The following is a 25,178-nucleotide window of genomic DNA, read 5'->3' on the forward strand; positions in this document are numbered from 1 at the left end:
TGGCAGCCGGGTTCGCTGTCGGCACGTCTCGGCTTGGGGGCAGCCGTCGTCCTCGTCCCCTCTCCCCGCCCGCGGGGAGAGGGTCAGGGAGAGGGGCTGGTCTGCAGCAGGCTTAGAGCATCCCGCATGCCATAACCCAGCCGGCGGTCAGCCTGATCGATACCGAGCCAAAAGAAACGAAAGCGAATCGGGTCACCGCCGCCAAAGGGCGTCATTTCCTGATGTATCCAGGTCTGCCGTTGCTCGCCGGCAAGGGCGATGTGGAAGTAGTGCCGCCGATGACAGATCGTCCTGCCGTCCTTCGGGTAGTGGTAGTCCTGCGTGACGAGATGGGTGAGTGCTTCCGGCGGCGTCAGCCCGGTTTCCTCGATGAATTCCCGCTGAGCCGATGTCTCCGGGCTTTCGCCTGGTTCCATCGTACCGCCGGGCACCTGCAGCTCGATCTCTGGGAAATCCGGCTCGTCGAAGACCAGCAGGCGGTCCTGCCAGGTGGCGTAGATCAGGACCTTGTGCGCGTCCGGCCTCATCCGTCGCGGCGGGCCATGAAGGCGAGGCGCTCGAAGAGGTGCACGTCTTGTTCGTTCTTCAGGAGCGCACCGTGCAGCTTCGGCAACATGGTCTTGGCATCGGCCCTGAGGTCGGCCGGATCGACCTCGTCGGCGACGAGCAGGCGGATCCAGTCGAGCGCCTCTGACGTGGAGGGCTTCTTCTTCAGCCCCGGCACCTGGCGGATGTCGTAGAAGGCGGCGAGCGCCGCCGAAAGCAGCGTCTTGCGGATGCCGGGATAATGCACCTCGACGATGCGGGCGAGCGTGTCTGCATCGGGGAAGCGGATATAGTGGAAGAAGCAGCGGCGCAGAAACGCGTCCGGCAGCTCCTTCTCGTTGTTGGAGGTGATGATGACGATCGGCCGGTGACGCGCGCCGATCATCTCGCCGGTCTCGTAGACATGGAATTCCATGCGGTCGAGCTCCTGCAACAGGTCGTTCGGAAACTCGATGTCGGCCTTGTCTATCTCGTCGATCAGAAGCACCACGCGGCGATCGGCCTCGAAGGCCTGCCAGAGCTTGCCCTTGCGGATATAGTTCCGGACCTCGTTGACACGCTCGTCGCCGAGCTGGCTGTCGCGCAGCCGCGACACGGCGTCATATTCATAGAGGCCTTGCTGTGCCTTGGTCGTCGACTTGACGCTCCATTCGATGAGTTCGAGGCCAAGGGCGGCGGCGATCTGGCGGGCAAGCTCGGTCTTGCCGGTGCCGGGCTCGCCCTTGACCAGCAGCGGCCGCTCCAGCCGGATCGCGGCGTTGACGGCGATCATCAGGTCCTTGTCGGCGATATAGTCGGCGGTGCCTTGAAATTGCATGGGCGTCTTCCGGTTCAGCGTAAGTCAGGCGAAGTCATGCCCTATGGACTATCGCATAATGGCTTAAATCGGAATCGTTTTGAGGGTGGGCGCGATCAGGGGGGTCAGCCGCGAAGCGCGGTGACCTCGATCTCGATCAGCATTTCCGGGCGGATCAGGTCGCAGACGATCATCGTTGCGGCCGGGCGGATCTCGCCGAAGACTTCGCCGAAGATCGGGAACACCCGGTCGGCGAAGCTGGCATCGGTGACGTAATAGTGGTTGCGCACCACGTCCTTCATCGAGAAGCCCGCTTCCTTCAGCGCGCCCTCGATCGTCTTCAGGCAATTGCGCGCCTGCTCTTCCACCGTCTCGGGCATGGTCATGGTGGCGTAGTCATAGCCGGTCGTTCCGGAGACGAAGCACCAGTCACCCATCGCGACGGCACGCGAATAGCCTGCCGTCTTTTCGAAGGGCGAGCCCGAGGAGATGAGCTTGCGCGCCATATCTTCGTTTTATGCCCAGGGGCGCGCGGCGCCGACCGTCTTTTCGAAGCTGTCGATGGCGGTTGCCTTTTCCAGCGTCAGGCCGATGTCGTCGAGGCCGTTCAAGAGGCAGTGACGCTTGAAGGCGTCGACCTCGAACTTGACCGAACCGCCGTCCGGACCGGTGATTTCCTGGGATTCCAGGTCGACCGAGAGGATGGCGTTGGAGCCGCGCGAGGCGTCGTCCATCAGCTTGTCGAGGTCAGCCTGGCTGACGACGATCGGCAGGATGCCGTTCTTGAAACAGTTGTTGTAGAAGATGTCGGCAAAGGACGTGGAGATCACGCAGCGGATGCCGAAGTCGAGCAGCGCCCACGGAGCATGCTCGCGCGAGGAGCCGCAGCCGAAGTTATCGCCGGCAACGAGAATGCTGGCGTTCTGGTAGGCCGGCTTGTTGAGCACGAAGTCCGGGTTGACCGAGCCGTCTTCATTGTAGCGGGCTTCGGCGAAGAGGCCCTTGCCAAGGCCGGTGCGCTTGATCGTCTTCAGGTAGTCCTTCGGAATGATCATGTCCGTGTCGATGTTGACGACGGGGAGGGGGGCGGCGACACCGGTGAGCTTGACGAATTTTTCCATAACTTCAGGCCTTCGATTTCAGAAGAATGTTGCGCTAGCGTTTAGATGAGTTTTGCGCCGAAATGAAGGAAAATCTGTTCAAATGCGCTTCGCCGGGCGGGTGAAAATGCCCGCCCGGCGAGAGCTTCGTCCGGATCTCGATTGTCTGCAGGGACTTAGCTTGCCTTCACCGGGCTGTTCATGGCCCAGAGAACGCCGAAGGGATCGCGGAGCTGGCCGTAGCGGTCGCCCCAGAACATCACCTCGATCGGCATGACCACCTCGGTGCCGGCGGCAACCGCACGGTCCCACCAGGCATCGATGTCGTCGACGGTGAGCGTCAGGGTGAAGGCCTGCGGCTTTTCCAGCGGATGACCGTATTCCGGATAGGCATCGGCGAGCATCAGCGAGCTGCCGTTGACATAGAGGTGGATGTGCATCGTGCGGCCCTGCTCGTCGAGCGGGTGCCGGCCCACTTCCTTGGCCCCGAAGGCGCGCTGGTAGAATTCGGACGCCTTGGCGGCGCCATCGACCTGAAGATAGGGCAGAAGGCCGTTGAGGACCGGTGCCGGCTGCTGCGTCTGGGTATCCATATCGTTCTCCATCCTGTTCGAAGAGCCAGGACCGTGCTGGCCTGCCTCAAGGACGGACATGGAATCTCCGATCCGACATGGGGTCGAAAAAAAATCGCAGCCATGACGTTTTTCAAGGCCGCCAACAGGGTTCGAGCCGATCACGGATCGGCCCGATTGCAATGATCGCCGGGGATCGATTCCGACGCCCAGGGATCGATTTCGACACCCAGGGGGATCAGAGGTCGATGATCGTGCCGCGGCCGTCGTTCCAGATGCGCATCTCGCGCTGGCCCTGGGCCGCACCTGCGGCAGCCGGGCGCGCGGTGGCGCGGGCAGGCCTGAAATTCAGCCGGGTGGCAATGGCGCTGCCGACCACGACGACGGCGGCGATGCCGGCCAGTGCCAGCGCCAGCGAGGCGGTAAGCACAAAGGCCGCGAACGTGATGGTCAGGGCTGCGGCCGTAAAGAGAACAGAGCGAATGCTTTGCATAATCGTCACCTTTCTGATGGCGATGTGGGGGCGCGCCTTCGGACTTGCAAGAGGCGGGCTTTCGAAAGGGGTGCGGCGGTTCGCCTCGTCTTGCGGAACGCGGCAAAGGCGGGCACAACTGAAGCATGAACAAATCGAGCGAACATCACCCTGTACGCCTGCGCCGCTCGGTGCTTTGCGTGCCGGCCGACAATGCCCGCGCGCTTGCCAAGGTCGCGGAACTCGCGACGGATGTCGCGATCTTCGATCTCGAGGATGCGGTAGCGCCCGAGCGCAAGGTGGAAGCGCGTGCGGCGCTGGTGCAGTATCTGACGGCGAGCCGGCCGGATTGCGAGATTGTCATTCGCATCAATGCGATCGGCTCCGACTATGGTCAGGGCGATCTTGCTGCGGCGCTTGCGGCCAATCCCGACGCCATCCTGTTGCCGAAGGTCGAAAGCCCGGCGGATATCCAGGCGGCGGCCGACTGGCTCGACGAGAACGATGCGCCGGAGACGCTGCGCCTCTGGGCAATGATCGAGACGCCACGCGGGGTGATCAACGCGCCGGCAATCGCCGAGGCCGGCCGTACCTTCAGTGGCAGGCTCGATTGTTTCGTCGTCGGCCTCAACGACCTGCGCAAGGAGACCGGCGTTCCGGATCGTCCGGGCCGGCCCTATCTCATCCCCTGGCTGATGCAGATCCTGCTTGCCGCGCGCGGCGGCGGGCTCGATGTCATCGACGCCGTGTTCAACGATTTCCGCGATGGTGCCGGTTTCGACGAGGAATGCCGGCAGGGCCGCGACATGGGTTATGACGGCAAAATGCTGATCCATCCAGCGCAGATCGGCCCGGCGAACGAGCGCTTCGGCGTCGATCAGATCGCCGTCGACGAGGCGCGCGCGATCATCGCCGCCTTCGCGCTGCCCGAAAACGCCGGCAAGGGCGTCATCAACCTCAGCGGGCGGATGGTCGAGCGGCTGCACCTCGACCAGGCCGTCACGCTTGCCGCCAAGGCGGACCTCATCGAAAAACGAAAGACAAGATCTTGAAACTCTTCCGCTTCCTGACCGGCCCTGACGACGCTTCCTTCTGCCACAAGGTGACGGCGGCGCTAAACCAGGGCTGGAGCCTGCATGGCTCGCCCACCTATGCTTTCAATGCCGACACGCAGCACATGCAGTGCGGCCAGGCGGTGGTGAAGGAGGTCGAAGGCAAGGAATACACCCCGGATATCAAGCTGTCGGAGCAGTAGTCGAGGCTGTTTGCCGTCGCGCAGGTTTGCCCCTCTCCTCGGGTTTAGCCCGAGGACTAACCTCTCCCTGCAGGCGGGGCGAGGGGACGCGGTTGATGCTCACAATCGGCGTGTGAGGCCTGCTTTCTGGAATCGGTCGTGCTCCGATTGGGATGCGTATCGCGAGTTTCCTTCGCCCCGCCTGCGGGGAGAAGGTGCCGGCAGGCGGATGAGAGGCTTCCTCATCGTGCGGATGAGGGGCGGCCCTCACCGCGCGATGATAGGCAAATGAAGTGTCAGCCGCCGACGTGCTCGACGCTGGCCTCGATCCGTTCCATGTCGTCGTCGGAGAGGCCGAAATGGTGGCCGATCTCGTGGATCAGCACGTGGGTGATGATGTCACCCAGCGTCTCCTCGTTCTCCGCCCAATAGTCGATGATTGGGCGGCGGTAGAGGGTGATGCGGTTCGGAAACTGGCCGGTTTCCATGGTGAAGCGTTCGCTGATGCCGCGGCCTTCGAAGAGGCCGAGCAGGTCGAAAGGCGTTTCCAGCGCCATGTCCTCGAAAACGTCGTCGCTCGGGAAGTCGGCAACTTCGATGATAAGGTCGGTCGTCAGCTGGCGGAATTCCTGCGGCAGGTGGCCATAGGCCTCCAGCGCAAGCTGCTCGAAAGTGGTAAGCGTCGGTGCGTGGCGTTCCCGCCAATCATCGGTCTGGTCAATGCGGGCCATAGGCACTCCTTGTTGCCCTCCATATAGCGATTTTGCCTTTGTTTTTCGAGTGTTGAATTCCTTGACCACAGAGACAGGAATAAATTCTTAGAATTGGCTGTTGACTCATTTAGGAAGCTCTGGAATCTAATAGAACATAACATGAACATTCTGATGGGAGTTGACCGTCATGGCCGACACAGCCGTGCAGCGGGAGACGGTACTTTCGCTCCGAGAAACCATAGCCAGGATCGAAAACCGTCGGCTTCCGGGCGTCGTGCGCGCCGCCAAGGCGGCCGATCCCGGCGGCTTCCGTCAACGGGAAGAAGACGAGCCTGGCCGCAAGGCGCTGGCGCTCGGCGTTCCCGATCTGGACGACCTTCTCGAAGGCGGCCTGCCGCTCGAAGGCATGACGGAAATCCGCAATGCCGAGACGCGCGATGCCGGTGCAGCCGCCGGTTTTGCCGCAGCACTCAGCGTGCTCTGTCAACGGGCGCGGCTTGAAAAGGGCGAGCCGGCCGCCCCCGTTCTCTGGATCAGCCAGTCGATGGCTTCCACCGAGGCGGGCATGCCCTATGGGTTGGGTCTGAAGGCCTTTGGTCTCGATGTCCGCGGCCTCGTCTTCAGCCTGCCACGCACGATAAAGGATGCGCTCTGGATCGCCGAGGCCGCGCTTTCCGTGCCGAGCTTCTGTGCCGTCATCCTTGAAATTCGCGGCAACCCGGCCGCCCTGGCACTCAGCGAGAGCCGACGCCTGCATGTGCGCTCGCGCGCTGGCCACGTCCCCCTTCTGCTTCTGCGCCAATCCGGACACGAGGAGGCGAGCAGCGCCTTCTTCCGCTTCCTCGTCGAGCCGGCGCCGGCGCGCGAGCGACCGCTACCGGATGGATCGATGCTTCGCGGCAGCATCGGCCATCCCGTCTTTCACGTCATTGCCGAGAAGAGCAGGGCTCCTGCGCCGCTCGGCTTCTTCCTGGAGTGGAACCCCCATGACCGCCGCCTTTACCCCGTCGAGCCCCTACCAGCCGCTGCTGCGGCAGATCCAGAACCAGCGCATTCTGTCGCTCACCTTTCCGCATCTTCCGGCCGATCGGGTCGCGCGCAAGCGCTGGGGGAACTCGTGGCTTTCCCGCGGGCGTCCTGAGCATCCGCCCGTCGTCTTCGCCGACAAGGTGAAGAGCGCAATGCGTCTCGTTGCGCTCGATGGTTTCGCTGAAAGGCGTGGGTTTCATATCGGCCAGGGTGTCGCCGAAGCGCGGGCCATGTGTCCCGAGATCGACGTGCTGCCGGCCGATCCCGCCGCCGACCGGGCGCTGCTTGCAGGGCTGGCGGACTGGTGTTGCCGCTACACGCCGCTCGTCGCGCTCGACGGCGACAGCGGCCTCTTTCTCGACATCACCGGCTGCGCCCATCTTCTCGGCGGGGAAAAAGCGCTGCTCGACGATCTGCTCGCTCGCCTCTTTCATCTGGGGGTCGAGGCCCGGGCGGCGATCTCTTCGTCCGCCGGGCTCTCCTGGGCGGTGGCGCGTTTCGGCTCCGACGCTATCCTTGCCGAGGACGAGGCGGCGCGAGCGCTGGCACCCTTGCCGATGGCGGCGCTGCGGCTGCCGCAGGAAACGATCGAAACACTCGGCCGGGTCGGGCTCAAGCAGATCGGCGACCTGATCGAGGCGCCGCGCGCACCGCTCGCCCGCCGGTTCGGCGCAACCCTGCTTCTGCGTCTCGACCAGGCGCTCGGGCGCGAGGACGAGCCGCTGTCGCCACGGTTGCCCGTCGCTGCCCTTTCGGCAGAGCGGCGGCTCGGCGAGCCGGTCCAGGGTGAAGACGATATTTTGGGCCTGACGGAAGAACTGGCGTTGCGGCTGAAACCGGAACTGGAGAAGCGCGGCGAGGGCGGGCGCCTGTTCGAACTGCTGCTTTTCCGCGTCGACGGTGCGGTCTTTCGCATCGCCGCCGGCACGTCCTCGCCGCTCAACGAGCCGCGTCGCGTCGCGGGTCTCTTCCGCGAACGCCTGCAGGCGGTGCACGAAGATCTCGATGCCGGCTTCGGCTTCGAAATCCTCAGGCTTTCGGTGCCGAAGAGCGAAAAATACGAGGTGATGCAGGAGGATTTCTCTGGCACGCCGGATCGCGAGCGTCCGCTTGCCGCCTTCGCCGACCGGGTCATGGCGCGCTTCGGCGCAGAAAGCCTCATGGTGCCGGCGCTCTCGGAAAGCCATGTGCCGGAGCGGGCGGCAAGCTTCCGGCCGCTCACGGACCTGGCGCTGATCGGCAAGGCTGAGGAACCGGGTAACAACATCCCGGCGCCCCTGCTTGCTGCCGCCGCCCGGCCGCAGCGGCTCTTTCCAAGTCCCGAGCCGGTGGAGGCGGTGGCCGAAGTGCCGGAGGGGCCGCCGAGAAGCTTTCGCTGGCGGCGCACATTGCACCGTATCGCGCGCGCTGAGGGGCCGGAGCGGATCGCCGGCGAATGGTGGCTTGATGGCGAGCCGGCGCTGGAGCGTGATTATTTCCGGGTGGAGGACGATAGCGGCCGGCGGTTCTGGCTGTTTCGCGAGGGTCATTATGGCGCGAGCGCCCCGCCGCGCTGGTTCATGCATGGAGTCTTCGCATGAGCGACGCTACCCCCTATTTCGAGATCGGTGCCTGGTCGAATTTCTCCTTCCTCGAAGGCGCTTCCCATCCGGGTGAGATGGTCGTTGCGGCGAGCCGCCTCGGTATTGGCGGCCTCGGCATTGCCGATCGCAACACGGTCGCCGGCGTGGTGCGCGCCCATGCGCAGGCCAAGGTGGAGAAGTCGGCTTTCCAGCCCGGTGCGCGGCTCACCTTTGCCGAAGACCTGCCCGACGTGCTCGCCTATCCCTTGAACCGCCGCGGCTGGGGCAATCTCTGCCGAATGCTGAGCGCCGGAAACCTGCGCGCCAAGAAGGGCACCTGCACGCTCTACGAGACCGATCTGATCGAATGGGGCGAGGATTTGCTTCTTGCGGTTCTACCGGACCCGGTTATCGGCGCACCGGAGGCAACCCTGCTTGCCGATTTTCTCAAGCGACTGAAACCGCATTTCGCCGACCGGCTCTATCTGGCGCTGGTGCCGCGTTATGATGGCTTCGATCAGTTCGCCTTTGCCGGGCTTGCAACCATTGCCCGCCATGCGTCGGTCAGGCTCGTCGCCACCAACAGTCCGCTGTTTCATGCCGCCGGCCGCCGGCCGCTTGCCGATGTCGTCACCGCCATCCGCGAGCATGTGACGATCGCGACCGCAGGCTATCGGCTCCATGCCAATGCCGAGCGGCATCTGAAGACGCCCGCCGAAATGATCCGCATCTTCCGCGACTATCCGGAAGCGATCGCCAATACCGGGCATTTCTTCGAGAGGCTGAAGTTCTCGCTGTCGGATCTCGAATATCAATATCCGGATGAGAGCATTCCGGGCGAGACGCCGACGCAGACGCTGCGGCGGCTGACGATGGAGGGCGCGCGCGAGCGTTATCCCGAAGGAATTTCCGAACAGGTTTCCAGGCAGATCGAATACGAACTCGGCCTGATCGCAGAGAAACGCTACGAGCCCTACTTCCTGACAGTGCGCAACATCATGCAGTTCGCGCGCGGCGCCGACATCCTGTGCCAGGGCCGCGGGTCGGCGGCGAATTCCACCGTCTGCTATTGCCTTGGCATCACCGAGGTAAATCCACTTAAGACCACCCTGCTCTTCGACCGCTTCCTTTCGACCGAACGGGACGAGCCGCCGGATATCGACGTCGATTTCGAGCATGAGAAGCGGGAAGAGGTGATCCAGCATATCTACCGCACCTACGGCAAGGAGCATGCGGGACTGACGGCGGCTGTCATCAGCTACCGGGCGCGCTCGGCCGGCCGAGAGACCGCCAAGGCCTTCGGGTTCTCAGAAGACGTGCAATCGGCGCTTGCCGGTTCCGTCTGGGGCTGGTCGGTCGCCGATCTCTCGGAGCGCGAGGCGCAGGCGGCCGGGCTCGATACGAAGGATCCGACGACGGTGAAGGTGCTCGATTACGCCACCGAGCTGATGAGTTTCCCGCGCCATCTTTCCCAGCATGTCGGCGGCTTCGTGATGACCCGCGACCGGCTCGACGAGGTGGTGCCGATCATGAATACGGCGATGCCCGACCGCTACATGATCGAGTGGGACAAGGACGACCTCGACACGCTGAAGATCCTGAAGATCGATGTACTGGCGCTCGGCATGCTGACCTGCATCGCCCGTGCCTTCAAGCTTCTCGACCGGCATTACAACGAGCAGAAAACGCTGCATCAGCTCTTCAAGGATGACCAGAAGGACGTCTACGACATGATCTGTCGCGCCGATACGATCGGCGTCTTCCAGATCGAGAGCCGGGCGCAGATGAGCATGCTGCCAAGGCTGAAGCCGCGCATCTTCTACGATCTCGTCATCGAGGTGGCGATCGTCCGGCCCGGGCCGATCCAGGGCAACATGGTGCATCCCTATCTGAAGCGGCGGGAGCAGCGGGATAAAAAAATTCCCATCGAATATCCAAGTCCTGAACTGGAGGCCGTGCTGAAGCGAACGCTGGGCGTGCCGTTGTTCCAGGAGCAGGCGATGCAGATCGCGATTACTGCCGCAGGCTTCTCGCCCGGCGAGGCTGACCAGTTGCGCCGGGCCATGGCGACCTTCAAGCGCACCGGCACGATCCATACCTTCCACGAGAAGATGATCGAGGGCATGGTCAGGAACGGCTATGAACGGGACTTTGCCGAGCGCTGCTTCAAGCAGATCGAAGGCTTCGGCGAGTATGGCTTTCCCGAGAGCCATGCCGCGTCCTTCGCGCTGCTCGTCTATGTCTCCTCCTGGCTCAAGACCTATTATCCGGATGTCTTCTGCGCGGCGCTCCTGAATTCGCAGCCGATGGGCTTTTATGCGCCCGGGCAACTGGTGCGCGATGCGCGCGAGCATGGGGTCCGGGTGCTGCCTGTCGATATCAACCACTCGGTCTGGGATGCCGATCTCGAAGAAGGGGGGCTGGATCGCAACGCCATCGAGCCGCGCCACCGCGAGATGGAGGACGTCATCAGGACGACGAAGGCGATGCGCCTCGGCTTCAATTCGATCAAGGGGCTGAACCAAAGGGAACTCGAAGATAAACTCGTCGCCAACCGGGGCGCCGGTTACGGGTCGGTTCGTGATCTCTGGCTGCGCTCCGGCCTCTCCCGTTCCGCGCTCGAAAGGCTTGCGGATGCGGATGCCTTCCGCTCGATCGGGTTCGATCGGCGCAAGGCGCTCTGGGCGGTGAAGGCGCTCGATGAAAAAAGTGCGGCCGAGCGGCTGCCGCTTTTCGAGGGGGCTGCGAGAGAGGAGTTGCGGCCGGAGCCCGCGATGATCCTGCCGGAGATGCTGGCAGGCGAGCAGGTGATCAACGACTATCGTTATCTCTCCTTCTCGCTGAAGGCGCATCCGGTCTCCTTCCTCCGAGACACGCTTGCCGCGCAAGGGATCGTCCAGAGCCGCATGCTTGCGACCGCTCCGGTCGGGCGGCGGGTGAGCGTTGCCGGGCTGGTGCTCGTCCGCCAGCGTCCGGGTTCGGCCAAGGGCGTCATCTTCATGACGATCGAGGACGAGACCGGTGTTGCCAATGCGATCGTGTGGCCGAAGGTGTTTGCGACCTATCGGCCGGTGGTCATGGGTGCGCGTCTCGTGAAGATCCGCGGCCGGCTGCAGCGCGAAAGCAGCGTCATCCTTGTGGTCGCCGAGCACATCGAGGATATCACGCCGATGCTCGGGTTGTTGCGCAAGGAAGCGCGGCGGTTCGGCGCAAGCGAGCGTGCCGATGAGGCACTGAGACCGACCGGCGACGCGCGCATGAAGCGGGCGCAAGGCGACCAGCGCCTACCGATCCCCCGCCATTCCGGCAGCAGTTCCAGCAACCCGGATCGAGCGACAGCCGAGGTGGCCGACGTGATGCCGAAGGGGCGCAATTTCCATTGAAAGCCCGACCCGGCTTTGCTGTCTCCCGATTGTGTGGGGCGGTTTGGCGAAGGGACGGCCAGATACGTCGGAGGGATTCCATGGAATGCTTCCGGCGCGGGGTCATGGGCAGGGTTTCCCGCCGTCGCGACCGGAGGTGTGTAAAAATGTCGCAGGCTGTGCGCCTCATGACCCATTCAGGGTTTGCAGGCGCAGTCGCTCAGGAATCTCTAAAATTCTGAAAAGGCGAAGTTTTCTGTCAAGTTTAGAGTCGTTCTAATCCACCCGCAACTTCCGCTCGCGGAGTTTTTAGTTGACACTAAATGTCCTGTTTTGCTTTATGCGCTGATACAGGGCGTTGCGTACGACAGGCGAGACGACATGCTGGTTTGCAGCTGCAATTTCATCACGGAAAAAGAGATCGAGGACACGATCATTGGTCTCCTCGATGAGGACTGTTGGCAGCTGATCGTGCCGGCGAAAGTCTACCACGCGATGGAAAAACGCGGCCGTTGCTGCGGCTGTTTCCCCAATGTCGTCGACATCATCATCCGCACCACCGAGCAATATCACGCGCACCGCGACTCGACGGACGCAGAGATATTTGATTTCATGACCCGCCTCAGACAATTCCACGACGACAACCGGAGGGCGGATCTTGAAAGGCGACAAAAAAGTCATCGAGCAGCTTAACGAAGCGCTCTATCTCGAACTCGGTGCCGTCAACCAGTATTGGCTGCACTACCGCCTCCTCGAAGACTGGGGCTATACGCTTCTCGCCAAGAAGGAGCGGGCCGAATCCATCGAGGAGATGCAACATGCCGACAAGCTCGTCGCGCGCATCATCTTCCTTGAAGGCCATCCCAACCTGCAGACGGTCGCGCCGCTGCGCATCGGCCAGAACGTAAAGGAAGTGCTGAAGGCAGATCTCGCCGGCGAATACGACGCCCGCACCGCCTACAAGAAATCCCGCGACATCTGTCATGCCGCCGGAGACTACGTCTCCATGAAGCTCTTCGAAGAGCTGCTTGCCGACGAGGAAGGCCATATCGACTTCCTCGAAACCCAGCTCGAGCTGCTCGACAAGATCGGCGAAGAGAAATACGGCCAGCTCAATGCCGCTCCGGCCAACGAGGCCGAAGCCGACTGAGCCTGGTAAAAGCTTGCAAACATAAAGGCCGGCGATATCGCCGGCCTTTGTCGTTTCAGGAACGGGCAGGTCCGGTTCACGGCGCCAGATGCGTGAAAGCCGCAACCACTTCCTCGTAGACCTTGCGCTTGAACGGCACGATCAGCTCCGGCAGGTCGCGCATCGGCTTCCATTCCCAGGCGTCGAACTCCGGCTCGTGTCCGCCCGGCGGCGGGTTGATGGCGATCTCGTTTTCCTCGCCTTCAAAGCGGAAGGCATACCAGCGCTGCGTCTGGCCGCGATACTTGCCCTTGAGGCCGATACCGATCAGATGTTCAGGCAGGTCGTAGTTGATCCAGCCGGGCGCTTCGGCCAGCAGCGAGACGGTGCTCATGCCGGTCTCTTCGTAAAGCTCGCGATAGGCGGCCTTCAGCGGATCCTCTCCCTTGTCAATGCCGCCCTGCGGCATCTGCCATTGCTGTGGCGAGCCGTCATATTCGGAATTGCCGACGGCGATACGATGACCGGCCCAGACGAGGCCCGCCCGGTTCAGCACCATCACCCCGACACAGGGGCGATAGGGAAGGTCATCCGCCTTCAGTTTCTTGTCCTTGCTCATCGGCTGCCTCTTCTGTGCAAACGTTCATTGGTCCCGTGGGGACGGCTTTAAGCTAGTTCTGTTGCGGATCCTTGACGAGCGCGGAAACGCCGACGATCTCGATGCCGCGCCCCTGCGCTTCACCGATCCAGGAGGCAATCGCGCCGACGCTCTCGTCGAAGGCAGAAGCGACGCCAATGGCGGTACCGTTGCGGCGCGCGATGCGTTCGAGCTCATCAAGCTTCTTCAGGATCGCGTTGCGGCTGAGTTCGCTGTCGAGCGTCAGGTCGGCAAAGCCGTGCGGCACGTCGAAGGCGCCGGCAAGCTTGCCGGACAGCGACTGCGCCGAGGTGCCATCGTCGAGGAACAGGAGGCCGCGCTTGCCGAGATCGCGCATGACCGGCTCCAGCGCATCGGCATCGGACAGGAAGCGGCCGCCAAGATAATTCATGACGCCGGTATAATTGGTGATCTCGGCGAGGTTGCGGTGCAGTTCCGCGAGGTTCTTCTTTTCGCCGAGGCCGACGCGCAGCGCATTGGGGCCCGGATCGTTGGCCGGATAGTCGAACGGCTCCATCGGAAGCTGCAACAGGATCTCGTGGCCGCTGCGGCGCGCTTCCTGCATCCAGCGCTGCAGGCTGTTTCCAGCCGTGGCAAAGCCGAGCGTCACCTCGCCCGGCAGGTCGCGGATCGCCTTCTGGGTTCCCGTCTGGCTGAGGCCGAGCCCGCCGACGACAAGTGCGATGCGTGTGCCGCGCGCGCCCGACCAGGGGCGCGCATATTGATCGAGCGGACGCAGCCCGTCGGGGCCGATGATCGGCAGGCGTCCGGCGGGGCTTTCTTCCAGCAGGTCGTCATTGGGCATCGCCGCCATGCGCGGATCCTGGCCGCGGATCGGACCGACATTGATGAGGGCCGGTCCCTTGCCGTCGCGGCTGCGCGGCGAGAACGTCGTGACGGTGGAGCCGTCGTCGGTAAGCGTGCGCTCGACATCGGCGCCGGAATAGGCCGTTCCCGGTGCCATCGTTCCGGAGCCGACGCCCGTCTGGCCGCTGGCCGGGTTGGATGCCTTGTCGCCTGGGCTCTTCGCTTTCTCGGCCGTTACGACCGGCGATGCGGAATCACGCCGCAAACCGTCTGGCGAAAGCGTGTTCCAGGCGGAAATGCCAATCACCGCGGCGATGCAAAGGCCGGCAAGAGAAAACCCGAGCGTTCGCTGGGGATTGCGCTTCGACACTGGCTTGGCCCGCCGGTTCTGGCCGAGCGGAGCATTGAGATCAGTTCCCAAACGGAGCCTCGGTCGAGCTGGGGATGTTGCCGCTAGAGTGAGGCCGGCGCCAGGACGCGTGCCGATCCTCTCCCGTCGCACGCCGTATGCCTTAGAAGAATCAGTGGCCGCGGCAGCGCTTGCTAACCCTATAATTTAGTGGCGAAGGCTTGACCAGTGCATCGGCCGGCCCAGTCATGGGGCCAAATGCGAAGCGCCGCATGTTCGGGTGAACATGCGGCGCTTCGTTTCGTGTCTGTGAGGCTTATTTCTTCAACTGTGCCTGCTCGGGGCTCGCCGGGAAGGACGGGTCCGTCTTCTTGCCGCGCAGAAGGTCGAGCGCATAGTTGAGCTGCAGGTCGTCCTTGGCTTCCGGCGGCACATAGGCGACCGAGCCGGAGCCTTCGTCGGTCTCGCTCTGGCCCTGGATGTGGCCGCGCAGATCGGACTCGCCCTGAGCCTCGACCTTGCCGAGCAGTTCCGGCGGCAGAGGCTGTTCGACCTTGATGTCAGGCGTGATGCCCGTGCCCTGGATCGATTTGCCCGACGGCGTGTAGTAGAGCGCGGTCGTCAGACGCAGCGCACCGGCTTCGCCGAGCGGGATGATCGTCTGGACCGAACCCTTGCCGAAGGAGCGCGTGCCGAGCACGGTCGCGCGCTTCAGGTCCTGCAGGGCGCCGGCGACGATTTCCGAAGCGGAGGCCGAGCCGCCGTTGACCAGCACGACTACCGGCTTGCCATCGGTCAGATCGCCCGGCGTGGCGTTGAAGCGACGGGTCTCGTCCGGGTTGCGGCCGCGGGTCGAAACGACTTCGCCACGTTCCAGGAAGGCGTCGGAGACGTTGATCGCCTGGTCGAGCAGACCGCCCGGGTTGAGGCGCAGGTCGAGCACGTAGCCCTTCAGCTTGTCGGCCGGCACTTCCGCCTTGATCTTCTCGATGCCCTTCTTCAGGTCGTCATAGGTCTTTTCAGTGAAGGATATGACGCGCAGGTAGCCGACGTCGCCTTCGGTGCGGAACTTGACCGCACGAACGGCGATGACGTCGCGGACGATCGTCAGTTCGATCGGCTTGTCCGCGCCCTTGCGCAGGATCGTCAGCTTGATCGGGGTGCCGATGGCGCCGCGCATCTTTTCGACGGCGTCTTCGAGCTTCAGTCCGCGAACATCCGCACCGTCGATCTTGGAAATGAAGTCGCCGGCAAGCACGCCGGCGCGGGCCGCAGGTGTGTCGTCGATCGGGCTCGTGACCTTGACGAGGTCGTCTTCCATCGTCACTTCGATGCCGAGGCCGCCGAATTCACCGCGCGTCTGGGTGCGCATGTCCTCGGCATCGGTCGAGTTCATGTAGCTCGAATGCGGGTCGAGCGAGGAAAGCATGCCGTTGATCGCGTTCTCGATCAGCTTGTCGTCCTGCGGCGGCGTCACGTATTGCGCCCGCACGCGTTCGAACACGTCGCCGAAGATTGCCAGTTCGCGATAGGTCGAGGTGTTGGCAGCGACGGCCGGAACGACAGCCGAATAAACCACGCCCATCGCGGTCGCGCCCATCAGCGCCCCGACCAGAACAAGTGAAGCCCTACGTATCATTTCGCGCCTTTCCAACCTCTGCTGCGGTCCACCATGGTCGGGAATCAACCGGTTTTCCGTCTTTTCGGAATTCAATGTAAAGCGTCGGCCGGTCCGTTTCCAGCGCCAAGGCCGCAGCGCTCGCCACTCTTTTTGCGCCCATCGTCGCCAGCGGTTCTCCGGCGACGACGAACTGCCCAGTCTGAACGCTCACCTTCTCCATCCCCGAAAGCACGACGTGGTAGCCGTCGCCCGGGTTGAGAATGATCATCTGCCCATAACTGCGGAAATTGCCTGCATAGACGATCCAGCCATCTGACGGCGCAGTCACCAGCGCGCCGGGATTGGTTTCCAACATGATCCCTTGCAGGGAATGCCCCGTGCCGTCTGCATCGCCGAATTTGCGCAACAGCGATCCCGCGGCCGGATAGGCAAGCTTGTTCCTCAGCTCCGAAAACACATATGCGGGCGCAATGCGGTTTTTGTCAGGCACCGCATTGCGGGCGAGTTCCCGCGCCGCCTCGCGCTCTGCCTCGCTCATACGACGGCGTTCTTCCTCCTGCGCGCGCGCCGCTTCGGCAGCCTCGCGAACGGAGGAGATCTGGTCCTCGAGTGAGCCGATCAGGCCCTGGAGATTGGTCGCCTGCGAGGCCAGTTCCTGCGCCTTGCGCTGCTCGGCCGCAAGTTCGCTGGCGCTCGTCTGGCGCAGCTTTTCCTTTTCGGCAACCAGCATCGACATGCGGCGCTCTTCCTCGACATTGGCGGTCATTGCCGCAGTCAGGTCCTCGCGCTGCCGGTCGATGCCGATGCGGATGTCGGCGAGCGCCTTGAGGTCGGCCACGAGGTTTTCGGTTTCCTTGCGCAGGCCGGGCACGACGGCGCCAAGCAGAATGGCGCTGCGCACGGAGCCGAGCGCATCCTCAGGCGTCACCAGGATCGCCGGCGGCGGGTTGCGCCCCATCCGCTGCAGGGCGGCGAGCACCTCGGCAAGCACGCCCCGGCGTGAGCGCAGCGAGCGACGGACCGTGTCTTCCTTGCTTCTAAGGTCGCTCAGCTTCTTCTCGCCATCGACGATCTGCTGTTCGAGATCCTGGCGTTTCTTTGCGGACTCGACGATTGCGGCGCGCAGCGTCTCGTTGGTCTTGTCGATTTCGGCAATGGTTTCCGTCAGCGCATTGGCGCGCTCCTGGGAAAGCGTGATCGTCTTGGAGAGCGCATCCAGTTCGCTGCGCGTACTGTTGCGGCGAAGCGTGAGGTCGGCGGCGGGGTCGGGCGGGCCCTGCTCCTGACCGGTCGCGGCGGCGGGCGGCGTGGCCTCCTGGGCGCTCGCCGGCAGGCCGATCGCAAGCGCAAGCGCAAAGGCCGCCGCAGTACGGGCAAGCCGTCCTGTGCCGTCTCTTCCCATGCCGAAAACGCTGGTCCTGCCTCGGGGCGTCATCCGTTGCGTGCGTCCATCCGAAAATATGAGGAAAAAACCTAATCTGATTTGGCGCGCACGACCAAGCATATTCTCGTTATCGCCGCGTGTACCGGGAGAGGTTGCCCGAAAAGCAGCCCCGCCGCTTCAGACCCGATGATAGGGGTGGCCGGAGAGAATGGTGACGGCCCGGTAGAGCTGTTCGGCGATCAGGATGCGCACGAGCTGGTGCGGCCAGGTCATCTTTCCAAGGTTCAGCACCGCATCGGCGCGGGCATGAAGGCTCGGATCGAGACCATCGGCGCCACCGATCGCGATCATCAGGTCACGCTTGCCGCTGTCGCGGAACGTGCCGAGAAGCGATGAGAAGCCTTCCGAATCCAGCGCCTTGCCGCGTTCGTCCAAGAGCACGAGCAGACTGCCTTCGGCCAGTGCCTTTTCGAGCTGTGCGGCTTCCTCGCGCTTGCGCGTCTCGGCGTTCGAAGCACGGCTTTCGTTGACTTCGACGACGCGGGAAAGCTCAAGCCCGATCGCCGGACCGGCCTTGGAGAAGCGATCGAGATAACGGGCCGCAAGATCCTTTTCCGGCCCCGCCTTGAGGCGGCCGACTGCGAAAAGTCCGATACGCATGACCTTGTCCGTCCTCGCTTGCGCTGCAACGCGCACTGCATAGTTCCTGAAATCGGGTCGATTCAAGGAGAATCTTATACCGCGTTCCTGGAGCCTTGCAGCGTCGTTGCGCGCCTTGTCCGGTTGACGGGCCTGCAGGTTACGATCAGTCGCAACAAATATCCGGCTGACAACGCCGCCCAAGGCGGCGCCAGCCCTTCACATTCATGCATGACCGCAACTCGGCTCGTCCGGCATTCAGCTGCGCGGCGACCCGGTCGGTCTCAATGCAAGGTACCGTCCTCGATCTCGGGAGCCGCCCACATCTTCTCGATGTTGTAGAACTCCCGGATTTCCGGCCGGAAGATGTGAACGATCACATCACCGGTGTCGATCAGCACCCAGTCACCGCCTTCCAGACCTTCGACACGGGCATTGCCAAAGCCCCCGTCTTTCAGGTCGGTCGTCAGGTGATCTGCAATGGCCATCACATGCCTGTTCGATCGCCCGGAGACAACGACCATGAAGTCTCCCAGCGCCGACTTTCCGGCAATGTTGATGCTGACGATGTCTTCTGCCTTCGAGTCCTCTAGGCTCTCGAGGACCAGTTGAAGCGCACGGACAGCGGCTTCGTCGCTAGATCCCGTGCTGCGCGGGAATGCGGTAACCGCATATCCCTTGGCGTGTGCTGTTGTCAGGGTCTTTCCTTTCCACATGAACAGAACAGGCACTTCCGATTCGAACAAAGATCGAACCGTCCATGAATGTAGGCATCAAACCGTAGCTGTTTCAAGACAGCAGAACTGAATCCCTGGAAATCATACTCCACCGGCGGCGCGAAGCGCCGTCGAACTCATCGATGAGCGAGGTCCATGGATGAAGGTCCAGGCTGGCGCGCGGTGGAAGGGGAGGCGCCGCGCGTCGTCCTCGTCGATGCGAGCATAGTCGAAGGTTTTCGCCATGCGTGAGGAGAGATAGGCGAGCGTCGAGCCCGGCCGATCGATGACGGCGATCGGGAAAGTGCGGGCGATCTTCTGCCAGTTCTGCCAGCGATGAAAGCTCTTCAGGTTGTCGGCGCCCATGATCCAGACGAAGCGAATGTCGCGGTTTCGCGCCTGCACGATTTCGAGCGTGCGGGCGGTATAGCTCTGCCCCAACGCCTTTTCGAAGGCCGTCACCTTGATGCGTGGGTTGTGCGCGATCGCTTCGCTCATGGCGATGCGGTCGGCAAGCGGCGCCAGATTGTTGTGGTCCTTCAGCGGATTGCCGGGGGTCACCATCCACCAGAGCTGGTCGAGCCCGAGCCGTTGGATCGCCGTGTCGGCAACGAGCACATGGCCCTCATGCGGCGGGTTGAAGGATCCGCCGAAGAGGCCCACCACCATGCCGGCTTCGACATGGGGCATGCGCAGGTAGCGGGCGTTCACCCTGCCTGCCGTCACCTCAGGGCCTGACCTGTCCAGCACCACGCACCCGATACTTGAAAGAGGTCAGCTGTTCGACGCCGACCGGTCCGCGCGCATGCATCTTGCCCGTGGCGATGCCGATTTCACCGCCCATGCCGAATTCGCCGCCATCGGCAAACTGGGTCGAGGCGTTATGCAGCAAGATCGCGGAATCGATCTCCGAGAAGAAACGCTCGACGACCTCGGGATCCTCAGCGATGACGGCCTCCGTGTGGGCCGACGACCAGGTGCCGATGTGCTCGATCGCACCGGAGATCCCGTCGACCAGCTTCACCGAGATGATGGCGTCGAGATATTCCGTTGCCCAATCCTCGTCGGTCGCTTCCTTCAGGCCGTCGACCGCGCCTGAGAGCTCGTCGGAGACGCGTACTTCGCAGCCCGCTGACAGCAGGGCGTTCAGCAGCGGCTTGACCAGTCGGTCGGCGTCGTTGCGGTCGATCAGCAGTGTTTCGGCAGCACCGCAGATGCCGGTGCGGCGCATCTTGGCGTTGACGACGATCTTTTCCGCCATGGCTAGATCGGCAGAGGCATCGACATAGATGTGGCAGAGGCCTTCGAGATGGGCAAAGACCGGCACGCGCGCTTCGTTCTGCACCCGGGCAACGAGGCTCTTGCCACCGCGCGGTACAATCACATCAATCGTGCCGCCAAGACCCGAGAGCATGGCGCCGACGGCCGCGCGGTCAGAGACCGGCACCATCTGGATCGCATGTTCCGGCAGGCCGGCGGCCTTCAGCCCTTCGACGAGGCAGGCATGGATCGCGCCGGAGGAATGGAAGCTGTCGGAGCCGCCGCGCAGGATCACGGCGTTGCCGGCCTTGAGGCACAGCGCGCCGGCATCAGCCGTCACGTTCGGCCGGCTTTCATAGATGACGCCAATGACGCCGAGCGGCGTACGCACGCGCTCGATGTGCAGGCCGTTCGGCCGGTCCCATTCGGCAATGATGTCACCGACCGGATCCTTGAACTCGGCAATCGCGCGAATGCCGTTTGCCATGTCGCGGATGCGGCCTTCGCTCAGCGTCAGGCGGTCGATGAAAGAGGCGGCGACGCCGCTTTCGCGGGCGTTTTCAAGGTCGATCGCATTGGCCGAGAGGATCTCGTCCGTGCGGGCGACGATCGCATCGGCCATGGCGATCAGGGCGGCGTGCTTGCGTTCGGCGCTGGCGATGGCAAGCGGTCGGCTGGCGGCCTTGGCGTTGCGGCCGATCTCCAGCATGACGGTCTCGACGTCGCCCTTGTTTTTCACCTCGTCAAGCATGGACTTCATCCTTCCGGCTGCCCTCGGCCTCAGCGCGTTTTCCGGTCATCACCATATCGTCGCGGTGCACCATGGCGGCGCGGCCGGCATAGCCGAGGATCGCGGCGATCTCGGCCGATTTCTTGCCGGCGATCTGGCGGGCTTCGTCGGCATCGTAGCCGGCAAGACCACGGGCGATCTCCCGGCCGGAGGTGCCGAGAATGGCGATGGTGTCACCGCGGCTGAAGCTGCCCGTCACGTCACGGACGCCGGCCGGCAGCAGGCTCTTGCCCGAGCGCAGCGCCTCTTCGGCACCGGCATCGACGGCAAGCGTTCCGGCCGGTAGCAATTGCCCGGCAATCCAGGTCTTGCGCGCGGTCACCGGCGAGCCTGATGGTGCGAACCAGGACGAACGGGCGCCGTCCTCGATCGCCGCCAGCGGATGGTTCGGCTTGCCTGAGGCGATGATCATGGCGCAGCCGGCGGTCGTGGCGATCTTGCCGGCATCGATCTTGGTGCGCATGCCACCGCGCGAAAGCTCGGATGCCGCACCCCCGGCCATGGCCTCGATCTCAGGGGTGATCTCGGCGATCGTTTCGAGGAAGCGGGCGTTCGGGTCGAGATGCGGCGGGGCCGTGTAGAGCCCATCGATATCGGAGAGCAGCACCAGCAAATCGGCGCCGACCATAGTGGCGACACGGGCGGCGAGGCGATCGTTGTCGCCATAGCGGATTTCTGTGGTCGCGACCGTATCATTCTCGTTGATGATCGGCACGGCGCCGAGTTTCAGCAGCTGGTTGATGGTGGCGCGGGCGTTGAGGTAGCGGCGGCGCTCTTCCGTGTCGCCGAGTGTCAGCAGCACCTGTCCGGCGACGATGGCATCGGTCGAAAGGCTCTCCGACCAGGCGCGCGCGAGCGCAATCTGGCCGACGGCGGCGGCCGCCTGGCTCTCTTCGAGCTTCAGGGCACCTGCCGGCAGGTTGAGCACGGTACGGCCGAGCGCGATCGCGCCCGAGGAGACGACCAGCACTTCGACGCCCTTGGCCTTCAGGCCGGCGATGTCGGCGCACATGGCGTCAAGCCAGGCCTTCTTCAGCCCGGTGGCGCGGTCGACCAGCAATGCCGACCCGATCTTGATGACGACCCGGCGATACTTCAAAAGCGGCTTGCGGGTCTTGGTCATCTCAGAGGTTCTCCTCGCCATAGCCTTCACCGGCCTTGGCGGCGACGATGACGCTGCGCAACGCTCGCAGCGCTTCGGTCATGCCCTTGCCGACGGCGGCAGAGAGCAGCAGGGGCTGCTCGCCGCAGGCCTTGGCCAGCGCCTTGGCTTTTATCTTCAGCTCGTCCTCGTCGAGCACGTCGATCTGCGACAGCGCGACGATCTGCGGCTTGTCTTCCAGCCCGCCGCCATAGGCTTCGAGCTCGTGCCTGACCGTCTTATAGGCCTTGGCGACATCTTCCTCCTGGGCGGAGACGAGGTGCAGCAGCACGCGCGTGCGCTCGACATGGCCGAGGAAGCGGTCGCCGATGCCCACACCTTCATGCGCACCTTCGATCAGGCCGGGAATGTCGGCGATAATGAACTCGTTGCCGTCGATGGTGGCGACGCCGAGATTGGGATGCAGCGTCGTGAACGGATAGTTGGCGATCTTCGGGCGAGCGCGCGTGCAGGCGGCAAGGAAGGTCGACTTGCCGGCGTTCGGCAGACCGACGAGACCGGCATCGGCGATCAGCTTCAGCCGCAGCCAGAGCGTCTTCTCGTCGCCCTCGAGACCGGGGTTGGCCCAGTTCGGCGCCTGGTTGGTCGCGGACTTGAAGCGGGCGTTGCCGAAGCCGCCATTGCCGCCGGCGGCCAGCCGATAGCGCTGGCCCTCGGCGACCATGTCGACGATCAGCGTCTCGTTGTCTTCCTCGAAGATCTGGGTGCCGACCGGGACCTTCAGCGTCACGTCGTCGCCGCCGGCGCCGGTGCGGTTGCGGCCCATGCCGTGCTGGCCGGTCTTGGCCTTGAAGTGCTGTTGGTAACGGAAGTCGATGAGCGTGTTCAGGCCGTTGACGGCCTCCACCCAGACGTCTCCGCCGCGGCCGCCGTCGCCGCCGTCCGGTCCGCCGAACTCGATGAACTTCTCGCGCCGGAACGAGACGGCGCCTGCGCCACCGTCGCCGGAGCGGATATAGACTTTCGTTTCGTCGAGAAATTTCATTGGGCTGCCATCTGTTCGGTGTAAGTGCGCGGTCTTAGAAAGTGTTACAGCGACCTTTGCAGGTCCTAAAGGATGCGCGGCGCTGTAATTTGCCGCCATCGATATAGGCGGTTTATTCGGAGGTCAAAGAATATCGTGCGGTTCGTTAGCTACAACATCCAATACGGCATCGGCCTCGACGGCCGCTTCGATCCCGAGCGTATCGCCGCCTCGATCGGGGACGCCGACATCATCGCGCTTCAGGAAGTGACGCGCGGCTTCCACCGCAACGGCCATGTCGATCTCGTCACCCGCTTCGAGAAGCTGTTTCCTGGCCATTTCGCGGCCTTCCACGCGCCTTGCGACATCGACATCGGTTCGGCGATCGAGGATGGACGCGCCGTCAGCCGGCGCTTCCAGTTCGGCAACATGATCCTGTCGCGCTGGCCGATCCTTGCAACCCGGCTCATCCCCTTGCCGCGCACCCGCACGATCAGCCCGATGAACCTGCAGCGCGGGGCGACGGAAGCGCTGATCGCAACGCCCGCCGGTCCGCTCCGGGTCTATTCCGTGCATCTCGATCATGTGCTGCCGGCCGAGCGTATTGCCCAGATCCGTTATCTCAAGGACCGGCTGCTCGGTTATCCGCTCGAAGGCGGCGCGATCACCGGGGCGGCCGATTTCGGCATGGCCGAGCCGCCGCATCCGGAGGACTTCATCGTCATGGGCGATTTCAACATGGAGCCGGAGACGCCGGAATACTGCGCGATGACGGGCTCGCGCGACGCCTTCTACGGCCGTTCGCTGCGGCTTGAGAATCCGGTCGATGCGCTTGCCCATCTCGGCCGCCTGACGCCTGAAAGCTATAGCTGGATCCATCCCGAAAACCCCGAAAAACGCATGCATCTCGACTATTGTTTCTTGAGCGCCGGCCTTGCGTCTCGTCTCATCGATGCCTGGACCGACTATGAGGCCAAGGGTTCCGACCACCTGCCTGTCGGTTTCACGCTCGCATGACAAAAAAGTCCCCGCGAAGCCCGAGCTTCGCGGGGATGTTCTCTAGTGCGGTCGGCGCAGATCGGCGGCGGTCAGCCGCGTCTCGATATGGGCGACCATGGCGTTGCGCGCGAGCGCATAGACCTGGGCGCAGCCGGTGATCTGGAAGCCGATCTTCTCCTGCACCTTCAGCGATCCCGGATTGTCGGCAAAGACGCCGGAATGCAGGGTCGTTTCGGGCATGCGGCGGAAGAAGCGCTCGACCGCCGCATAGGCAGCCTCCGAGGCAAAGCCCTTGCCCCAGTAGAAGCGGTTCAGCCAGTAGCCGACATGCCATTGGCCGTGGCGGAGCTCGATGCCGACGCAGCCGATGTGCACGTCGTCACCGGTGGTGACGGCGAAGGTCCAGTCTGGCGTCAAACCTGAAGTCTGCGCCGTCAGCCAGTCGAGCGCGTCCTGCTGATCGTAGGGCGCGGGAACGCGCGCCAGCATGCGCGCCACCTGGAAATCGCCGAGCGACTGGGCGATCGCCTCGGCGTCGTTTCGCCGATGCGGGCGCAGGACCAGGCGCTTGGTCTCGATGACCGGGCAGGGGCCGGGACCGGGGCGGGCAACGATCCGCTGGCGTTCGGAAGCGAGCGCGTTCATCGCATGCCTCCCCAGCTTCTCAAGGAGACCCAGGTCTTGCGGTCGAGTCGGTACCATTCGACGGCGATCGAGCCGCCGAGCGCCAGGCTGCCGACCATGCCGCTGCCCTGGAACTGGAAACCGCACTTCTGGATGACCCGGCGCGATGCCAAGTTCATGACCCGGCAGCGCGCATCGATCTGGTCGATGTCGCGGGTGCGGAAGGCCATGTCGGTCAGGACCTGGGCGGCCTCGGTGGCATAGCCCTGGTTCCAATAGGGCTCGCCCAGCCAATAGCCGAGCTCCGCCGTCTTGCCATCGGGATGCGGCTCGATACCGCAACAACCGAGAAATGCGCCATTGTCCGCTTTGGTAATCGCGTAGACGCACTTGCCAATCGTGCCGGCTTTCGCGCGTCGCACGAAGTCGGCGGCATCGGCCGTCGTATACGGGTGCGGCATGCGCGAAACCATGGTCGCGACATTGGCATTGTTGGCAAGATGGGCAAGGGCGTCGATATCGTCTTCATGGGGCGCGCGCAGAACGAGCCGGGGTGACAACAATATCGGGCAATCGGTCCTTGACCGTTGGGGCCTCAGCCTCTGCTCGGGAGACCGGGATTGGTCTTCCCTCAACAACTCGGTTTGCATGGTTTCCTCCAGAAACGAAAAAGGGGAGTTGGGTATTGCC

27 protein-coding genes are annotated in these 25,178 nt (G+C 63.5%); 8 read left to right on the plus strand and 19 right to left on the minus strand.

What is annotated here, in order from left to right; all coding sequences use genetic code 11:
- Positions 1 to 83 precede the first annotated feature (83 nt).
- The 6 genes from IB277_RS26365 to IB277_RS26390 form a co-directional block, all read right to left on the minus strand.
- On the minus strand, positions 84 to 527 hold the full coding sequence (locus tag IB277_RS26365; protein ID WP_090295271.1) for an NUDIX domain-containing protein: 444 nt from the start codon (positions 525 to 527) through the stop codon (positions 84 to 86).
- Positions 524 to 1,363, minus strand: a complete 840-nt coding sequence (locus tag IB277_RS26370) for a MoxR family ATPase (protein WP_034802731.1) — start codon at positions 1,361 to 1,363, stop codon at positions 524 to 526. The genes IB277_RS26365 and IB277_RS26370 overlap by 4 nt, the downstream gene beginning before the upstream one ends.
- A 104-nt stretch (positions 1,364 to 1,467) precedes the next feature.
- A complete protein-coding gene (locus tag IB277_RS26375) occupies positions 1,468 to 1,848 on the minus strand; it encodes a RidA family protein (protein WP_034802728.1) in 381 nt (126 codons plus the stop codon).
- A gap of 9 nt (positions 1,849 to 1,857) precedes the next feature.
- Entirely contained in the window at positions 1,858 to 2,463 is a 606-nt protein-coding gene (gene leuD, locus IB277_RS26380) for a 3-isopropylmalate dehydratase small subunit (protein WP_034802725.1), read from the minus strand.
- A gap of 155 nt (positions 2,464 to 2,618) precedes the next feature.
- The gene (locus IB277_RS26385; RefSeq protein WP_034802718.1) at positions 2,619 to 3,035 is read right to left on the minus strand and encodes a glyoxalase/bleomycin resistance/extradiol dioxygenase family protein; all 417 of its coding nucleotides are present in this window, start codon (positions 3,033 to 3,035) and stop codon (positions 2,619 to 2,621) included.
- Between the two features lie 217 nt (positions 3,036 to 3,252).
- Positions 3,253 to 3,507 carry a hypothetical protein gene (locus tag IB277_RS26390; RefSeq protein ID WP_060521435.1) on the minus strand — a complete coding sequence of 85 codons (255 nt, stop codon included), beginning with the start codon at positions 3,505 to 3,507 and terminating at the stop codon, positions 3,253 to 3,255.
- A gap of 125 nt (positions 3,508 to 3,632) precedes the next feature.
- Between IB277_RS26390 and IB277_RS26395 the strand changes: the two genes are divergently transcribed.
- Both IB277_RS26395 and IB277_RS26400 read left to right on the plus strand, forming a co-directional pair.
- Positions 3,633 to 4,538, plus strand: a complete 906-nt coding sequence (locus tag IB277_RS26395) for a CoA ester lyase (protein ID WP_090295273.1) — start codon at positions 3,633 to 3,635, stop codon at positions 4,536 to 4,538.
- On the plus strand, positions 4,535 to 4,741 hold the full coding sequence (locus IB277_RS26400; RefSeq protein WP_034802710.1) for a DUF1737 domain-containing protein: 207 nt from the start codon (positions 4,535 to 4,537) through the stop codon (positions 4,739 to 4,741). Before IB277_RS26395 ends, IB277_RS26400 begins: the two co-directional genes overlap by 4 nt.
- A 275-nt stretch (positions 4,742 to 5,016) precedes the next feature.
- Here IB277_RS26400 and IB277_RS26405 read toward each other — a convergent pair whose 3' ends face one another.
- Positions 5,017 to 5,451 (minus strand): metallopeptidase family protein, encoded by a 435-nt coding sequence (locus IB277_RS26405; protein ID WP_034802708.1) that lies wholly within the window; start codon positions 5,449 to 5,451, stop codon positions 5,017 to 5,019.
- 169 nt (positions 5,452 to 5,620) lie between these two features.
- Between IB277_RS26405 and IB277_RS26410 the strand changes: the two genes are divergently transcribed.
- From IB277_RS26410 to bfr, 5 genes are all read left to right on the plus strand, one after another.
- Positions 5,621 to 6,574: an ImuA family protein gene (locus IB277_RS26410; protein ID WP_090295274.1), complete on the plus strand. Its 954-nt coding sequence runs from the start codon at positions 5,621 to 5,623 to the stop codon at positions 6,572 to 6,574.
- On the plus strand, positions 6,489 to 8,042 hold the full coding sequence (locus IB277_RS26415; protein ID WP_244546733.1) for a DNA polymerase Y family protein: 1,554 nt from the start codon (positions 6,489 to 6,491) through the stop codon (positions 8,040 to 8,042). The genes IB277_RS26410 and IB277_RS26415 overlap by 86 nt, the downstream gene beginning before the upstream one ends.
- Positions 8,039 to 11,407, plus strand: coding sequence for an error-prone DNA polymerase (locus IB277_RS26420; RefSeq protein WP_192372018.1), 3,369 nt, complete (start codon positions 8,039 to 8,041; stop codon positions 11,405 to 11,407). The genes IB277_RS26415 and IB277_RS26420 overlap by 4 nt, the downstream gene beginning before the upstream one ends.
- Before the next feature lie 360 nt (positions 11,408 to 11,767).
- Positions 11,768 to 12,079 (plus strand): (2Fe-2S)-binding protein, encoded by a 312-nt coding sequence (locus tag IB277_RS26425; RefSeq protein WP_034803108.1) that lies wholly within the window; start codon positions 11,768 to 11,770, stop codon positions 12,077 to 12,079.
- Positions 12,045 to 12,536 (plus strand): bacterioferritin, encoded by a 492-nt coding sequence (gene bfr / locus IB277_RS26430; RefSeq protein WP_034802698.1) that lies wholly within the window; start codon positions 12,045 to 12,047, stop codon positions 12,534 to 12,536. Before IB277_RS26425 ends, bfr begins: the two co-directional genes overlap by 35 nt.
- Positions 12,537 to 12,612: 76 nt before the next feature.
- Here bfr and IB277_RS26435 read toward each other — a convergent pair whose 3' ends face one another.
- From IB277_RS26435 to obgE, 10 genes are all read right to left on the minus strand, one after another.
- Positions 12,613 to 13,134 (minus strand): RNA pyrophosphohydrolase, encoded by a 522-nt coding sequence (locus IB277_RS26435; protein WP_090295277.1) that lies wholly within the window; start codon positions 13,132 to 13,134, stop codon positions 12,613 to 12,615.
- A 52-nt stretch (positions 13,135 to 13,186) separates the two neighbouring features.
- Complete coding sequence (locus IB277_RS26440) at positions 13,187 to 14,401, minus strand: divergent polysaccharide deacetylase family protein (protein WP_034802692.1); 1,215 nt, start codon at positions 14,399 to 14,401, stop codon at positions 13,187 to 13,189.
- A gap of 244 nt (positions 14,402 to 14,645) precedes the next feature.
- Positions 14,646 to 15,968 carry a S41 family peptidase gene (locus IB277_RS26445; RefSeq protein WP_034802677.1) on the minus strand — a complete coding sequence of 441 codons (1,323 nt, stop codon included), beginning with the start codon at positions 15,966 to 15,968 and terminating at the stop codon, positions 14,646 to 14,648.
- The gene (locus IB277_RS26450; protein ID WP_090295278.1) at positions 15,958 to 17,352 is read right to left on the minus strand and encodes a murein hydrolase activator EnvC; all 1,395 of its coding nucleotides are present in this window, start codon (positions 17,350 to 17,352) and stop codon (positions 15,958 to 15,960) included. The genes IB277_RS26445 and IB277_RS26450 overlap by 11 nt, the downstream gene beginning before the upstream one ends.
- Before the next feature lie 159 nt (positions 17,353 to 17,511).
- Positions 17,512 to 17,994 carry a 23S rRNA (pseudouridine(1915)-N(3))-methyltransferase RlmH gene (gene rlmH / locus IB277_RS26455; protein ID WP_060521428.1) on the minus strand — a complete coding sequence of 161 codons (483 nt, stop codon included), beginning with the start codon at positions 17,992 to 17,994 and terminating at the stop codon, positions 17,512 to 17,514.
- A 263-nt stretch (positions 17,995 to 18,257) separates the two neighbouring features.
- Positions 18,258 to 18,689, minus strand: a complete 432-nt coding sequence (gene rsfS / locus IB277_RS26460) for a ribosome silencing factor (protein WP_034802667.1) — start codon at positions 18,687 to 18,689, stop codon at positions 18,258 to 18,260.
- A 102-nt stretch (positions 18,690 to 18,791) separates the two neighbouring features.
- The gene (locus tag IB277_RS26465; protein ID WP_089044395.1) at positions 18,792 to 19,400 is read right to left on the minus strand and encodes a nicotinate-nucleotide adenylyltransferase; all 609 of its coding nucleotides are present in this window, start codon (positions 19,398 to 19,400) and stop codon (positions 18,792 to 18,794) included.
- Positions 19,401 to 19,416: 16 nt separating this feature from the next.
- Positions 19,417 to 20,700 (minus strand): glutamate-5-semialdehyde dehydrogenase, encoded by a 1,284-nt coding sequence (locus tag IB277_RS26470; RefSeq protein ID WP_090295457.1) that lies wholly within the window; start codon positions 20,698 to 20,700, stop codon positions 19,417 to 19,419.
- Positions 20,693 to 21,862, minus strand: a complete 1,170-nt coding sequence (gene proB / locus IB277_RS26475) for a glutamate 5-kinase (RefSeq protein WP_060521426.1) — start codon at positions 21,860 to 21,862, stop codon at positions 20,693 to 20,695. The genes IB277_RS26470 and proB overlap by 8 nt, the downstream gene beginning before the upstream one ends.
- A 1-nt stretch (position 21,863) precedes the next feature.
- Positions 21,864 to 22,886 (minus strand): GTPase ObgE, encoded by a 1,023-nt coding sequence (gene obgE / locus IB277_RS26480; RefSeq protein WP_090295280.1) that lies wholly within the window; start codon positions 22,884 to 22,886, stop codon positions 21,864 to 21,866.
- Between the two features lie 135 nt (positions 22,887 to 23,021).
- On the opposite strand from obgE, the gene IB277_RS26485 reads away from it, so the two are divergent.
- Positions 23,022 to 23,882, plus strand: a complete 861-nt coding sequence (locus IB277_RS26485) for an endonuclease/exonuclease/phosphatase family protein (RefSeq protein ID WP_110818901.1) — start codon at positions 23,022 to 23,024, stop codon at positions 23,880 to 23,882.
- Between the two features lie 42 nt (positions 23,883 to 23,924).
- On the opposite strand, the gene IB277_RS26490 is transcribed toward IB277_RS26485, so the two are convergent.
- Both IB277_RS26490 and IB277_RS26495 read right to left on the minus strand, forming a co-directional pair.
- Positions 23,925 to 24,509, minus strand: coding sequence for a GNAT family N-acetyltransferase (locus IB277_RS26490; protein ID WP_060586506.1), 585 nt, complete (start codon positions 24,507 to 24,509; stop codon positions 23,925 to 23,927).
- A complete protein-coding gene (locus IB277_RS26495; protein ID WP_034802649.1) occupies positions 24,506 to 25,138 on the minus strand; it encodes a GNAT family N-acetyltransferase in 633 nt (210 codons plus the stop codon). Before IB277_RS26495 ends, IB277_RS26490 begins: the two co-directional genes overlap by 4 nt.
- Between the last annotated feature and the right edge of the window lie 40 nt (positions 25,139 to 25,178).

Source organism: Ensifer sp. ENS07 (assembly GCF_014852185.1).
Lineage (GTDB): Bacteria > Pseudomonadota > Alphaproteobacteria > Rhizobiales > Rhizobiaceae > Ensifer > Ensifer adhaerens.